General features: G+C 44.3%; 12 protein-coding genes. All 12 read left to right on the plus strand.

Annotated elements, in window-relative coordinates:
* The first annotated feature begins 11 nt into the window (after nucleotides 1-11).
* The 12 genes from C6348_RS11835 to C6348_RS11890 all read left to right on the plus strand — a co-directional run bounded on the left by C6348_RS11835 (nucleotide 12) and on the right by C6348_RS11890 (nucleotide 14,251).
* Nucleotides 12-1,022, plus strand: coding sequence for a LacI family DNA-binding transcriptional regulator (locus C6348_RS11835; protein WP_095285707.1), 1,011 nt, complete (start codon nucleotides 12-14; stop codon nucleotides 1,020-1,022).
* An 85-nt stretch (nucleotides 1,023-1,107) separates the two neighbouring features.
* A complete protein-coding gene (locus tag C6348_RS11840; protein WP_106043189.1) occupies nucleotides 1,108-2,124 on the plus strand; it encodes a sugar kinase in 1,017 nt (338 codons plus the stop codon).
* A complete protein-coding gene (locus C6348_RS11845) occupies nucleotides 2,096-2,695 on the plus strand; it encodes a bifunctional 4-hydroxy-2-oxoglutarate aldolase/2-dehydro-3-deoxy-phosphogluconate aldolase (protein WP_106036463.1) in 600 nt (199 codons plus the stop codon). The genes C6348_RS11840 and C6348_RS11845 overlap by 29 nt, the downstream gene beginning before the upstream one ends.
* A gap of 118 nt (nucleotides 2,696-2,813) precedes the next feature.
* The gene (locus C6348_RS11850) at nucleotides 2,814-3,269 is read left to right on the plus strand and encodes a GNAT family N-acetyltransferase (protein ID WP_106043192.1); all 456 of its coding nucleotides are present in this window, start codon (nucleotides 2,814-2,816) and stop codon (nucleotides 3,267-3,269) included.
* Between the two features lie 91 nt (nucleotides 3,270-3,360).
* Entirely contained in the window at nucleotides 3,361-4,338 is a 978-nt protein-coding gene (locus C6348_RS11855) for a sugar-binding protein (RefSeq protein WP_106043231.1), read from the plus strand.
* A complete protein-coding gene (locus tag C6348_RS11860) occupies nucleotides 4,335-5,777 on the plus strand; it encodes a sensor histidine kinase (protein ID WP_106043194.1) in 1,443 nt (480 codons plus the stop codon). The genes C6348_RS11855 and C6348_RS11860 overlap by 4 nt, the downstream gene beginning before the upstream one ends.
* Nucleotides 5,771-7,189 carry a response regulator gene (locus C6348_RS11865; RefSeq protein ID WP_106043196.1) on the plus strand — a complete coding sequence of 473 codons (1,419 nt, stop codon included), beginning with the start codon at nucleotides 5,771-5,773 and terminating at the stop codon, nucleotides 7,187-7,189. Before C6348_RS11860 ends, C6348_RS11865 begins: the two co-directional genes overlap by 7 nt.
* A gap of 101 nt (nucleotides 7,190-7,290) precedes the next feature.
* On the plus strand, nucleotides 7,291-8,556 hold the full coding sequence (locus C6348_RS11870; protein ID WP_106043197.1) for an ABC transporter substrate-binding protein: 1,266 nt from the start codon (nucleotides 7,291-7,293) through the stop codon (nucleotides 8,554-8,556).
* A 52-nt stretch (nucleotides 8,557-8,608) separates the two neighbouring features.
* Nucleotides 8,609-9,580: a carbohydrate ABC transporter permease gene (locus C6348_RS11875; RefSeq protein ID WP_106043199.1), complete on the plus strand. Its 972-nt coding sequence runs from the start codon at nucleotides 8,609-8,611 to the stop codon at nucleotides 9,578-9,580.
* Nucleotides 9,577-10,398 (plus strand): carbohydrate ABC transporter permease, encoded by an 822-nt coding sequence (locus C6348_RS11880; RefSeq protein WP_050944374.1) that lies wholly within the window; start codon nucleotides 9,577-9,579, stop codon nucleotides 10,396-10,398. The genes C6348_RS11875 and C6348_RS11880 overlap by 4 nt, the downstream gene beginning before the upstream one ends.
* Nucleotides 10,399-10,544: 146 nt before the next feature.
* A complete protein-coding gene (gene manA, locus C6348_RS11885; protein ID WP_106043201.1) occupies nucleotides 10,545-11,495 on the plus strand; it encodes a mannose-6-phosphate isomerase, class I in 951 nt (316 codons plus the stop codon).
* 125 nt (nucleotides 11,496-11,620) lie between these two features.
* Entirely contained in the window at nucleotides 11,621-14,251 is a 2,631-nt protein-coding gene (locus C6348_RS11890; protein WP_106043203.1) for a glucosaminidase domain-containing protein, read from the plus strand.
* Nucleotides 14,252-14,256: the final 5 nt, after the last annotated feature.

Raw genomic sequence — 14,256 nt, forward strand, 5'->3', positions numbered from 1 at the left:
GAGTTTTTTGAATGAAAGAGAAAAAGCAAACGAAAGTCACCATCAACGAAGTGGCCGCTTATGCAGGTGTTTCAAAATCAACTGTATCTAGATATATCAATGGCAGAACAAATGAAATTTCTGCTGATAAGGTAAAAAAAATCAAGAAAGCCATTGAGGAACTCCATTATCGTCCGAGTCAGCTCGCTCAAGGATTGAAAGTAAGAAAAAGCAAGGTCATTGGGTTTATTGTAGCCGACATTACGAATCCATTCTCTGTAGCGACACTTCGCGGTGTCGAAGAAATTTGTGATGAATATGGATACAGCATCATGGTGTGCAACACAGATAACCGTCCAGAAAAAGAACGAGAAATGCTCCTCAAGCTGAATGCGCATTATATTGAAGGGCTCATCATCAATACGACAGGCCAGAACAATGACATTCTGCAGGATTTTAAGAAAAACGGTGTACCGATTGTCCTTGTTGACCGGAAGTTACCTGAACTAAAAGTCGACACAGTGACAACGAATAACCGTGATATCACGATCCGGCTGCTTCAACAAATGTATGAGAAAGGCTATGAGCACATCGCCTTCTTTACTGAGCCGGTCGATGGAATCAGTCCTCGTGAAGAACGAAAAGAAGCATATGAACAGACAGCTATGAGTAAACATAAGCCGTCCATTATTGCAGAAATTGATTTGAAGAAAAAGGAGCAATTGCGAGAAGAGCTTGTCCGTTTTGTACAACTAAACCAACAGAAAAAAGCGATTTTAGCAGCCAATGGATTACTCATGCTGAAGCTGATAAGTGAACTTGTAGAGCTTGGGATAAAGATTCCAGAGGAGATAGGCATTGCAGGGTTTGATGATACAGAATGGTATAAGCTGATTGGGCCTGGAATTACAACGGTTGCCCAGCCATCTCATGAAATGGGGAAAGCCGCAATGCAAAAAATCAAGACACGGCTTGAAGGGGATGAAAGTGCGCCCCAAACCATTCAGCTTGATGGAGAAATCATCGTAAGAAAATCTTTATAAACGATAGAAGAGAAGAGTATACATACGTGCATGCTCTCTCTTTTTCAGCTGATTTGAAACCGGTACCAAGAGAGGGGAGAAATGAGTGAAAGCATTGGATGCAGTCACATTTGGGGAATCAATGGCGATGTTTTACGCAAAAGAAGCCGGAGAGCTTCATCAAGTGCAGACATTTCAAAAGGCGCTTGCTGGTGCCGAAAGTAACGTGGCAGTCGGTTTGGCAAGGCTTGGCTTTGATGTGGGATGGATGAGCAAAGTCGGAGCAGATTCACTTGGCACATTTATTTTAGAAGAGCTTCAAAAAGAAGGGGTCGATACAAGTGCAGTGATCCGTTCAAATGATGGGTCTCAAACAGGGATTTTACTTAAATCAAAAGTGATGGATGGAGACCCTGACGTCACGTATTATCGTAAAGGCTCTGCTGCGAGCACAATGAGTCCAAGCGACTTTCCCGCCAGCTATTTCAAACAGGCAGGACACCTCCATATGACAGGCATTCCGCCTGCATTATCCAGTGAAATGAGAGCGTTTTCTTTTTGTGCTCTTCAAAAAATGAAAGAAGCAGGCAAAACCATTTCATTTGATCCAAACCTTCGGCTGCAGCTATGGGAAGAGGAGGAAGATATGATCCATACGGTGAATCAAATGGCTTTTCAAGTGGATTGGTTTTTTCCGGGGCTTGCAGAAGGGCAAAGGCTCACAGGCTGTCACGAGCCGGAAGAGATTGCCGATGTTTATTTGCAAAAAGGCGTCAAGCTTGTGGTCATGAAGCTCGGTGCAGAAGGTGCCTTTTATAAAAGTGCAGCCAGCCAGGGGATTGTGAGCGGATTTTATGTGCCAGATGTCGTTGATACAGTCGGTGCCGGTGATGGATTTGCCGTGGGGGTCATCAGCGGCTTATTGGACGGTTTATCATATGAAAAATCTGTGACAAGAGGCAATGCTGTAGGGGCTCTTGCGGTGATGTCTCCTGGCGATAAAGACGGACTGCCTACTCGGGAAGAGCTTCAGGCTTTTATGAAAGAAGCCAAACGATATCACAGACGAGAATATATGAAGGGAGATGAAGGATATGGGCAAGTCAGCAAGTTTGAGCGTTAAAGAGCAGCTCGCGGCTTGTAAGCTGATCGCAGTGGTGAGAGCGGGGAGTGAAGCAGAAGGCATTGAGACCATTGAGCGTTTAAAGAAAAAAGGCGTTCGAGCCATTGAAGTGACGTATACCACGCCTAATGCTGAACACATCATCGCGTCCTTTCAGCGTGAGCAAGATCTGATTGTAGGAGCAGGCACAATCACAACCCTTGAGCAGGCACAATCAGCCATTGACGCAGGCTCACAATTTATTGTCAGTCCAGGATATCTCCCTGTGATCGGAGAGCATCTCTCATTTCACGACACACTCTATGTACCAGGTGTCCTCACCCCAAGTGAAATCATGCAGGCAAAAGCAGATGGCTACTGCTTGCTCAAGCTTTTTCCAAGCGGTTCCTTCGGTTTATCCTATATGAAAAACTTACAAGGTCCGTTTCCAGAGATTGAATTTATTCCAACGGGCGGTATTCATCCAGCCGATGTGCCAAAATGGCTGAAAGCTGGTGCAGTGGCAGTAGGAGTCGGAAGTCAGCTTGAAAGCAGTACAGCAGAAGAGTTACAAGCGGTACTTTCTTCATAAATAGTTGATATCAAACGAACAACTGGCGGATGGAGGCCGGTTGTTTGTTCGTTTATCTGACATAACAGCAGGTGAATGCTGACTCTTCACGTACAATGATCGTGAAGGAGTGATAGACATGTACATTCAACAAGATACACTCACGGATGGACAAATAGAGCAGCTGATTACCGCTCATATAGAAGAAATGAAAGAGCATTCCCCGCCAGAAAGCATTCATGCCCTTCCGTTAGCTGATTTGAAAAAGCAAGATGTCACAGTGTGGAGTGTGCGGAAAGGAGAGGAGCTTCTTGGCTGCGGAGCGTTAAAGGAGCTGTCAAGTGATCACGGCGAAATCAAATCAATGAGGACCGCAGCTCTCCATATGCGAAAAGGTGTAGCAAGGTATATGCTGAACCATCTTCTCCAAGAGGCGAAAAGGCGCGGTTATTCACGTGTCAGCTTAGAGACAGGTGCGATGTCTTTCTTTGAGCCAGCAAGAAAACTATATGAGAGTGTTGGTTTTTATATTTGCCCGCCTTTCGATTCATATCAAGAAGATCCAAACAGTTTATTTATGACAAAGGAATTATAGAGGTCGAGAGAGTATGCTTATAAGCAGCTCTTTTTTTATGCGCAATATTTGAAAGGGGGAGGATGTGGTGAAAAGATTAAAGTGGATCGGGATGGGCGCCTTTCTCACTTTTTGTGTCGTATCTGTTATTTTTTTAACATTATTAGGTCAAGATTTATTTAAAATTGAAAGCGCTTCCGAAAAAGCGTCATCAACCTATCAATATCACTTTGTCCTTGTACCGGAGGAACTTGATAATGAATATTGGCAGCTGGTACAAAGGGGAGCTGCTGATGCGGCAGCCGTTCATCGCGTGTATCTAGAATATTTGGGTCCGAAGCAAGCAGATATAGACGATCATCTGAAAACCATTGATATGGCGATCGCAGGGCATGTCGATGGCATTATGACGCAGGGACTTGATGCGAAAAAATACAAACCGCTTTTTCAGAAGGCGAGGGAAAAAGGCATTGATGTTGTCACCGTCGATACGGATGCAGAGGGGAGCAAGCGTCAAGTGTATGTAGGCACGGACAATTATTATTCAGGCTTTATCGCAGGACAGGCACTCATCGCAGATACAAAAGGCGAACAGTATGTAGGAATTGTCACAGGCAGGCTTGATGCCGTTCATCAAAAGCAGCGTGTCAAAGGATTTCGAGATGCCGTCGCCGCTGAAAAACGTATTCATATTGCTGGAATAGAAGAATCAGCCATTACGAAGTCAGGGGCCTCCGGTGCCGCGTATAAACTATTAAACGATCATGCGAAGCTCACCGCATTTTACGGCACGAGTGCATTAGATGGTGCAGGTATCATTCAAGCAACAGCACAATATCGATCGTCCACAGATTTTTATGTGCTCGCATTTGACACATTACCAGATACGATTCAGGCGCTCGATGATGGAAAGATTGATGCAGTGGTTGTTCAGCACCCTTATGAAATGGGCTATCAAGCAGTGGAATCGCTTGTACGTTTGCAGAAAGGTGAAAAAGAAGAACCACTCCAGTACACAGGAACGAGTGTGATTCGGCGCGAGGATCTGCCTCTGCAGCAAACAGACAGAAGGCAGGGGGTGCAGCCATGAGAAGGATTCGAAGTAAATTGTTATTGGCATTTTTAATCCTTGTGTTCCTTGGCAACGTGGCCGCTTTTTTCGTCTATTGGAGCAGCTCGAACATCACATCAGAATATAGCAGAAGCTTTCGTTCCTTTCTCCTGCTCAATGATATATCGACCGAGGCAAAAACGATGTATGAAAAGGTCAATGCGTATGCGATTGAAAAGGATCGGCAGTTTGCCAAAGAATATCTGGCCTCAAAACAGAAAATGAAATCCTATGATCAGGCATTGCGAAAGGATGCCGGGCTTCATGCGGCGATTCCTTCTATTGAAAAATACCAATATATGATGCGGACGCTCATCAATGAAAGTGATGCGACCATGACACATGTAAAAGAAGGGAAAATCAAAGAATATGCAGCAAGTGTAAAGGAGGTGAGAACCGTCTCCTCCTACATACAAGAGCAAACGATGACCCTGCTTGATGATGAATTGTCTGAGTATCAAGTACTCTATCAATCTCTGCAAAAAAGACACCAAACCTATGCACTCTTTACCTTATGTTTGTTTACGCTGTCCATTGGGGTCGCATTATGGATGGCGTATATGATTGCTGGAGGGATATCAAAGCCGATCGTCCATCTGTCTCGAAGCGTAAAGGAAGTATCAGAAGGGAATTTTGATGGAGCGGACTTGCATGTCACCTCAAAGGATGAAATTTCTGTATTAAATGAGGCCTTTCAGCGAATGCGTCAAGAGATGAAAATGATGATTGAAGAGATGAAACAAAAGGCAGCCTTAGATCAAAAAATCAAAGACATGAAGCTGAAAACGCTGCAAAACCAAATGAATCCACATTTTTTATTTAATACATTAAACATCGTCTCACGCATGGCTTACTTAGAATCAGCGGATGCCACATCGAGGTTGATCCAATCCGTTTCCACGTTGATGCGGTATTCGCTGTCAGCTCTGAGTGCATCTGTTACGTTGGAGCAAGAAGTAAAAGTGGTCAAAGAATATTTTCATATACAAGAAACAAGATTTGCCGATCGTATTACATGCAAAACGACCATAGATGAATCATGTTTATCTGTACATATCCCAAGTCTCACCTTACAGCCGCTTGTCGAAAATGCCTTTATTCATGGCGTTGAACCAAAGGAGGAAGACGGGCTTGTCGAACTCTCGATCTATCAAGAAGGCGGCTATGTGATGATTCGGATTCGGGACAATGGGATGGGGATCAAAGAACAAGAGATAAGGAGATTGCTATCAGAAAAAGAAGAGGAAAGTCCAAACACCTTGAGTAAAGGGCACTCGACAGGGATCGGTCTTCGAAATGTGATGTCAAGGCTGCATTTGTTTTACGGGGTAAAAGATGCCCTACAAATTGACTCAAAGCCAAACGAAGGCACCACCATTCAATTGGCTATTCCGATGAAGGAGGGATCGGCATGCTGAACGTGCTGATTGTGGATGATGAAAAAATAGAACGACTAGCGATGCGGAAATTCATGACCGATTGGCTTCCAGAGTGTCATATATCAGGAGAAGCTGAAAATGGAAAGAAGGCGGTTGAATTCGTGCGAACTGAGCCCGTTCATCTTGTGCTCATGGATATTCAGATGCCTGGAATGGACGGATTGACAGCGATCAAGCAGATCAAAGCGAGCAGTCCTCATACAAAATTCATTATGCTGACAGCGTACGATACGTTCGATTATGCCAAGCAAGCGATGCAGGAAGGGGTGAAGCAATATCTCGTTAAACCGGCTGACAAAGATGAAACCATCGCCGCCATTCGAACGGTTGCGGCAGAGATTCAGCAGGAGGCGTCTCAGCGGCAGGCGGTGGCGGCCGGTCAGCAGTCAAAGTGGCTCGAAGCTCATGTCATAAATGGTCAGTCTTATACCTCCATGGAGTTTCAACAAATGTTTCACGAATATGAAGCAGGTCTTGTCATCGCTGTTCAGCGGACAATCGGGGATCAGCTGTTGATTGATTTACAGACATCTCCCCTTTTTCATACGGTGCCGATTCAGGTGAGTGGTGAGCTGTTTACATGTCTCATTTATCGCCACCAAGCGCCTGGTCAGTTAAAAGCAGATGTCCTACAGGTGATTCGAACTGCCACAACAAACGATCAGCCTTCACCTGTCGTTGGCATGGGACACCCGGTCTCAAACCCGCTTTATCTTCAGAAAAGTGCAGCAGAGGCGAAGCTTTCCTATTATCAGCGGAAAAAGAGTCCCGGCGTTGTTCGTTATGGTTTTTACCAAACAGAAGAACAGTCCCATCCATTGATCCATCTGCCGGAGCTTGCAGACGATATGATGCAGGCACTGGAAGAAGGGAGAAGAGAGGATGCGCTGGCTTTATTCGATGCCTTTGAACTGGAGGGAGCGACCATTTCACAACTAAAAGAGCTGCTGATTTTATTTAAATCACGGCTCCGAGCAGACTGGCCAATATTAACGATCAGCACCGCAGCTGAATGCCGTGAGTGCTGTGAACATTTATTTGATGTGTATGAAGCGAGAACCCAGACCGTGAATGATATTGAGCGGGCAAAACGCTACATCAAAACGCATTTTTGTGAACAGATCACGCTTGAGCAGACTGCCGCCTATGTTGATTTAAGTCCAACCTATTTCACAAAGCGCTTTAAAGACGAGACAGGGCTGACATTTAAAGAGTATGTGACAACCTGCCGGCTGGATAAAATCAAAAAGCTTCTCAAAGACAGCTCGCTTAGTTTAAAAGAAATTACCTATCAGGCAGGATATACAGACCCCAATTACGTCAGCCGTGTGTTTAAGAAGATGGTCGGCTGTTCACCGAAGGAATATCGAAAACAAACCGTAAAAAAGTGAAGAATTTCATAAAAAAGTGAAGAAGTTTGCTGAAAAAAAGCGAGGATCTGCCATTATACTTATTTTGATAACGCTTACAAAATAGGGATGGGGGATCAATCATGAAGTTCAAATTAGGTTTTACGCTGTTAGCGCTCTGTATGCTTATCGTCACTGCCTGTAGTTCATCGACCAACTCAGATGCAAAAAAAGAGGGCGGAGCAGAGAAACTAGACATTTTCTCTTGGTGGACTGGAGCAGGTGAGGAGGACGGACTGAAAGCACTCATTCAATTGTTTGAAGAGAAAAATAAAGACATCCCAATTGAAAATGCAGCCGTCGCAGGTGGTGCTGGTACAAATGCAAAGGCTGTTCTGACTAGCCGGATGCAAGGGAATGACCCGCCAGCTACGTTCCAAGTACATGGCGGAGCGGAGCTGAATGAGAGCTGGGTCGCAGCAGGCAAAATGGAGCCGCTGGATGATCTATATGAAAAAGAAGGCTGGAAGGACAAATTTCCGGAATCACTCATCGACCTTGTCAGCAAAGATGGGAAAATCTATTCAGTACCAGTGAATATTCACCGAGGCAATGTGCTTTGGTATAACAAGAAGGTATTTGATGATGCAGGCTTAGAGCCGCCAACGACCTTTGATGAATTTTTCAAAACAGCAGATGCCTTAAAGAAAAAAGGCATTACACCGCTTGCACTTGGGGATAAAGAGCCTTGGGCAGCGACGCATTTGTTTGAGAGTGTGCTGCTCGGCGTTTTAGGCGCTGGCGGATATCAAAAACTTTGGGCTGGCGACATGAAAATGGATGACGCAAAAGTGAAGGAAGCGGCAGACATCTTTGGGCGTATGCTCGAATACGTCAATGATGATCACAGCTCCCGTAACTGGCAGGATGCCTCGCAGCTCGTGGCAAAAGGGGAAGCAGCAATGAATGTCATGGGCGACTGGGCAAAGGGGTACTTTGTGAATGATCTCGATCTGAAGGTGAATCAAGACTTTGGATACGCGGCGACTCCTGGAACCGAGGGAAGCTTTATGGTGATCACCGATACATTCGGACTGCCAAAGGGCGTGAAACAGCCAGAAAACGTGAAGAAATTCTTATCTGTTTTAGGATCTGTGGAAGGACAGGATGCATTTAATCCGCTAAAGGGATCGATTCCGGCACGTGTGGATGCAGATGTTTCTAAATATGATGAATACGGAAAATCGGCGATGAAGGCATTTAAAGAATCAAAGCTGGCGCCGTCTCTCGCACATGGTTCAGCTGCTGAAGAAGGGTTTGTGACAAAAGCGAATCAAGCCGTGAATATCTTCGTCACGCAAAAAGACAGCAGCCAGTTTGTTTCATCTTTAAAAGATTCAATGAAATAAAGACGAGGAGGCGGCTAAGCACCGCCTCTTTTTTGAAAAGGAGTGTAGCTTCATGCGCATGGACACATCGCCGTTCACAAAAGCAGCAACACCTAAAGTCAAACGTGTTCGGAAAAAATGGAATGGGGATCAGCTGCTTGCGCTGCTATTTTTAGCCCCGTCGGCTGTTTTATTATTCATCTTTGTTTACGGCTTTATTGGCTGGACAGGGTATGTGTCATTATCAAACTGGACCTCGCTTGTTCCGAATTTCTCTTTTGCAGGTCTTCAAAATTATATCATGCTGTTTCAAGATTTCCGCTTTCAGTCAGATCTTCGAAATACGGTCTTTTTTACTCTATTTTTTATTGGAGCCGTCATTGCCTCTGGACTCGCACTTGCGATTTTACTAGATCAGAAGATCAAGGGTGAATCTCTATTTCGGAATTTATTTTTCTTTCCGATGGCCCTTTCCTTCGTTGTGACAGGGGTCGTCTGGCAATGGATTTTAAACCCGTCAACTGGGGTGAATCTGTTTTTAAAAACGCTTGGTATCCAGCCTAAGTGGTACACGGATACGAATATTTTAGCCGGATTTGTCTGGGGGAAAATTGAGTTTGGTGTCCCTGCGGCAATGATTGCAGTCGTGATTGCAGCGGTTTGGCAGATGGCTGGATTTTCTCTAGCGATGTATTTGGCGGGTTTGAGAGGAATTCCAGAGGAAGTAAGAGAGGCTGCTAGAATGGATGGCGCAACCGAATGGCAGATTTACCGGAAGATTATTTTTCCTCTATTGAAACCGATTACTGCAAGTGTCATTATTATCATGGCTCATATTTCATTAAAGATTTTCGATTTGATTTACTCGATGACAGGACCGGGTGCAAACTTTGTCACAGATGTTCCGGGCGTTTACATGTTTGAAATGACCTTTAGAGGAAACCATTATGCAGGCGGTGCCGCCATTGCGATTGTTATGCTGATCTCTGTTGCTGTCTTTATCGTGCCGTATCTCCTGTCGAGCCGGAAGGGGGCGTCATCATGACAGCTAGATGGTTTGTCCGTCCAGTCCTTTATGCTTTATTGATTTTGTGCAGTCTTTTTTTTCTGATGCCAGTCTATGTCATGCTCGTCACAAGCTTGAAGCCATTAGGTGAAGTGACCCTTGAGAAAATGTGGGCGCTGCCATCAACACTCGATTTTTCAAGCTATCAAATCGCATTTGAAAAGCTAGCGCCCAATTTAATGAATTCACTTTATCTTGTCATTCCGGCTACCTTATTGTCAGCTGTACTAGGAGCGATGAATGGCTATGTCCTATCAAAATGGCGTTTCAAAGGGTCAGAAGTGGTCTTTACGCTGATGCTGTTTGGGATGTTTATTCCATATCAAAGTATCCTCATACCACTCATTCAATTTTTGCGTGAAGTCGGATTGTATAATTCGATTCCAGGTCTGGTGCTTGTCCATGTCGTATATGGACTCCCGATCACAACGCTCATGTTCCGAAACTTCTATGTGAGCATCCCTGATGAAATGATTGAATCGGCAAAAATGGATGGCGCAGGGTTTATCGGGATTTTCAGACATATGATTCTTCCGCTTTCGATCACTGGGTTTGTTGTGGTCGCCATTTGGCAGTTCACAAATGTGTGGAATGAGTTCTTATTTGCAGTCACGATGACCACTGCGGAGCATCAGCCGGTGATGGTCGCCTTGCAAAATCTATCAGGCAGTCAAATTGTGCAATGGAACGTCCAAATGGCAGGGGCGATATTGGCCGCACTGCCGACACTTTTGGTCTATATTCTGCTCGGAAAATACTTTGTCAAAGGGCTTCTCGCAGGCTCTGTCAAAGGATGAAATATTTTTGTGTTATCGTTTTCATTTGGTGTACTGAAAGGATTGACTTCTCTTTAGATAGCGTCATAATAAAAGTTGAGACTTGCTAGTTTTCATCAAGCTTGGCAAGGATTATCAAAGGGTAGCAAAGGGAGGAGTCATCCTGAATGAAGCAGTCACCAATTTTTTTACTGCCTGAATTGAAGGAGAGAATATGGGGAGGTACAGCCTTAAGGGATCAATTTGGCTATGATATTCCTTCTGATCAAACGGGAGAATGCTGGGCAATTTCTGCTCATCCAAACGGACCAAGTGTCGTGCAAGACGGTCCATATAAAGGGAAAACGCTGATCGAACTATGGGACAATCACAGAGAATTGTTCGGGGGAATAGAAGGCGATCGATTCCCGCTGTTAACCAAAATTTTAGATGCAAACCAAGACTTGTCCGTTCAAGTTCATCCGGATGATGATTACGCGGAAAGACATGAAAATGGCGAGCTTGGAAAAACAGAGTGCTGGTATATCATTGACTGCAAAGAAGGAGCAGAAATGATCTATGGGCACAATGCAAGAACAAGAACTGAGCTTGTGACCATGATGAACAGTGGAGATTGGGAAGGTCTTTTGCGAAGGGTGAAGATTAAGCCTGGTGATTTTTATTATGTGCCAAGCGGAACCATTCATGCGCTCTGCGAAGGGACGCTTGTCCTTGAAACGCAGCAAAGCTCAGACACAACCTATCGGGTATATGATTATGAACGAAAAGATCAGGATGGCAATGAACGTGAACTTCATTTTGTGCAAGCCATTGATGTCACAACGGTTCCTCATGTAGACGGTTATACAGATGAATCAGTTGAAACACGCCGTGGGCTGACCATTCGAACTTTTGTTGAAGCAGAGTATTTCTCTGTGTATAAATGGGAAATTGATCAAACAGTAGAGCTTTCGCAAGATTATCCGTTTTTGCTGTGCAGTGTGATTGATGGAGAAGGGTCTTTAACGCATGATGGACATACATATCCACTGTCTAAAGGAGCTCATTTTATCCTGCCGGCTGAAACAGGGAGCTTCTCAATTGAAGGAACTTGTGAACTGATTGTGTCGCATATATAAAGGAAAAGAGGACTTCGAAGGGGTCCTCTATTTTTCTATTGCATAAATGACTTGAAAGAGTACTTGTTTTTGTCGATAAAGAGATTAGTAGACTATTATGCAAAGTTAAGAGAGGGACAGGGAACGTGAAAAAAACCATCAAGATTATGTTACTCGCAGCTGCCTTTGGTATGACAGTACAGACGGGCAAAGAAGCGCAAGCAGCCTCCTATGTCGATCAATCCATTTATACGATGAACACCTCAAAGGTATTTACAACAGAATCAGAAGTGAAAAAAGCAGTGGAAACATTGAAGAAGGACAAAAAGTGGACAGCCACTTATCAAACCTCAGGAAACACGTCGACCTATCAGCTCACTGCCTCAGGATATGAGTCGCAAACAGCAGCGAGTGCAAGTGCAGCTGCATTAAAAAAAGAGACGGGCATGAGCGGTACGGTGTCTCCAGTAGGTGACCGCCTTCCTTTACAAAAGGTCGTATCTGACCCAGTCAATGATGAAGCTCAGGCAAAAAAGCTCTCGCTCGAGCTAACGAAAACATCAGGGCTCAATAGCACCTATGAAGTCATCAATCAAAGCAGACCTTCTTATCAGGTCATATCAGGAACCATTGATTCTGAAACGAAAGTCAAAAATATTCAAACCGAATTACAAAAGCAGGCCGGTGTCACCAGTACATACCAAACTGAAAACAAAGCTGGCACTGTGTATCAGCTGATTTCAGGCGGTATCGTTGGACAAAGTAAAGCGAATACCATCCTGCAAGGCTTTCAAAAGGAGTCTGGTTTAAAAGCAGTGCTTCAAACGGTGACAGCAGGCAAGCCATATTACATCGTCACATCAGCTGCACAAGCCAGCCAGTCAAAAGCACAGACGCTCCTTACCCAGCTGCAAAGAGAAGCAAAGATCAGCGGGAAGATTCAAAAGACAGGCGCTTTAAAAAATGTTTATCGCTTGGAATCAGGCTATTTCAAAGACAACAAACAAGCATCCTCAGCTGCGGCTCAGATCAAGAAACAAACCGGCGCTGCAGGGACTGTGCAGCGAGTGGGAAAAACAAAAAATTATATCGTGAAACTCAATCAACTGAACGATACAGCATACGGAAAAACGGTAGCCTTTTTCAAGAAAAAGAAATGGCGCTACACATCCAAAAAGATCTCTTCTACACAGCCATATCAAGTAGTGACTGGAAACCTTTTAGGAGATGACCAAGCGAAAAAAGCAGCGGCTTTCTTCCAAAAGAAAAAAGTATCTGCGACAACGAAAAAAACTGGCAAGGTCTCAGACAGCACGTATCGACTCGTCGTCAATCAAGCAGTAGACCAAGCGAAAGTGAATAAAGGGGCCGCCTACTTAAAAACGCAGAAGCTGACAAGCAGCATCAAGGCAAGTAAAGGACAAGCTGTCAGCAAAACGTATAGTCTCAAGACAACACCTGTATATGAACAAAGTAAAGTGAAACAGGCTCAAGAGATCATCAAGAAAAATGGCGTTGCCAGCAGTACAAAAACGCTGACAGAAGCGGTTAAGCAATACCGGATCACGACAGAGCCGACGGTGAATCAGACAAAACTGAATCAAGCGTTAAACTATTTAACGAAACAAAAAATGAAAGCAGCTGCTCAAAAAACAGGAACAACTGATTATGGTCAATATCAGATTAAAACCGGTGTCATTTCCACAGCTGCATTGCGCGACCAAGGCCTGGCATTTTTCAAAAAACGGAATGAACCAGCTGCTTATAAAACAACAACGAAACCAACCTACAAAATCAACATTACGCAGCAATTCACAGGATTACCAACTGTAAATGCGGCGATTGCTTTTGTGAAAAGCCAATATGGCTGGACAGCCACAGCCGTAAAAATCAAAAATGGCCCAATGGTCATGCAAACGAACTACAACCTCACTGTCAATGAGATGGTGAACAAGCAAATGAAGGTGTCACCACAGACAGACGGTGCAGCCTATGTCTATGCAGCATATGTAGACCCGGCGACGTCAACTGTGAATACAGACGGCTTAAATGTTCGTTCTACACCTGATTCGAGCTCTGCAAGCAACATCGTGGCGCAGCTGAACAAAGGAACAAAAGTAAGACAGCTTGGGAAAGAAGGAAACTGGATCAAGATCAGCTTGGGCTGGAGAAATGCAAGTTCAGCAGAGGTGCAAAAATATGTAGACCCAGCCAATATTGCTGAGGGCACTCAATCTTATTTTCAATTTCTGAAACTCTCTGAAGCTGCGAATCTCAATCCGGCAGAAGTCAATTCCAAAATTCTAGCAGGTAAAGGGATTCTTGCAGGTAAAGGACAAGCCTTTATTACGGCAGCGAAAACGTATCATATCAACGAAATTTATCTCATTTCTCATGCGTTGCTTGAAACGGGTAACGGAAGTTCGATTTTAGCGAATGGTACGATGTTTAATGGAAAGAAAGTATATAATATGTATGGCATTGGCGCATACGACAGCAATCCGAATTACCTCGGTGCAAAATATGCGTATGAACAACAATGGTTCACGCCAGAGGCAGCGATTATTGGCGGGGCAAAATTCATTGGCAACAGCTATATCAATCACGCCACATATAAGCAAGATACGATTTATAAAATGCGCTGGTCTAGTGCAGCGACTCATCAATATGCAACAGATATTGGCTGGGCTTATAAGCAAGTCACTCGTATGTATAGCTTGTATAACTTACTTGATAACTATACGCTGTATTACGACATCCCGGTTTATAACAAATAAAAAAA

Source organism: Bacillus sp. YBWC18 (genome assembly GCF_002998775.1).
GTDB lineage: Bacteria > Bacillota > Bacilli > Bacillales > Bacillaceae > Bacillus.

What these genes read in the sequence shown, in the direction of transcription:
- C6348_RS11880 (WP_050944374.1), top strand. Translation starts at nt 9,577, where the DNA reads ATGACAGCTAGATGGTTTGTCCGTCCAGTCCTTTATGCTTTATTGATT.
- C6348_RS11865 (WP_106043196.1), top strand. Translation starts at nt 5,771, where the DNA reads ATGCTGAACGTGCTGATTGTGGATGATGAAAAAATAGAACGACTAGCG.
- manA (WP_106043201.1), top strand. Translation starts at nt 10,545, where the DNA reads ATGAAGCAGTCACCAATTTTTTTACTGCCTGAATTGAAGGAGAGAATA.
- C6348_RS11855 (WP_106043231.1), top strand. Translation starts at nt 3,361, where the DNA reads ATGGGCGCCTTTCTCACTTTTTGTGTCGTATCTGTTATTTTTTTAACA.
- C6348_RS11845 (WP_106036463.1), top strand. Translation starts at nt 2,096, where the DNA reads ATGGGCAAGTCAGCAAGTTTGAGCGTTAAAGAGCAGCTCGCGGCTTGT.
- C6348_RS11835 (WP_095285707.1), top strand. Translation starts at nt 12, where the DNA reads ATGAAAGAGAAAAAGCAAACGAAAGTCACCATCAACGAAGTGGCCGCT.
- C6348_RS11850 (WP_106043192.1), top strand. Translation starts at nt 2,814, where the DNA reads ATGTACATTCAACAAGATACACTCACGGATGGACAAATAGAGCAGCTG.
- C6348_RS11870 (WP_106043197.1), top strand. Translation starts at nt 7,291, where the DNA reads ATGAAGTTCAAATTAGGTTTTACGCTGTTAGCGCTCTGTATGCTTATC.
- C6348_RS11860 (WP_106043194.1), top strand. Translation starts at nt 4,335, where the DNA reads ATGAGAAGGATTCGAAGTAAATTGTTATTGGCATTTTTAATCCTTGTG.
- C6348_RS11875 (WP_106043199.1), top strand. Translation starts at nt 8,609, where the DNA reads ATGCGCATGGACACATCGCCGTTCACAAAAGCAGCAACACCTAAAGTC.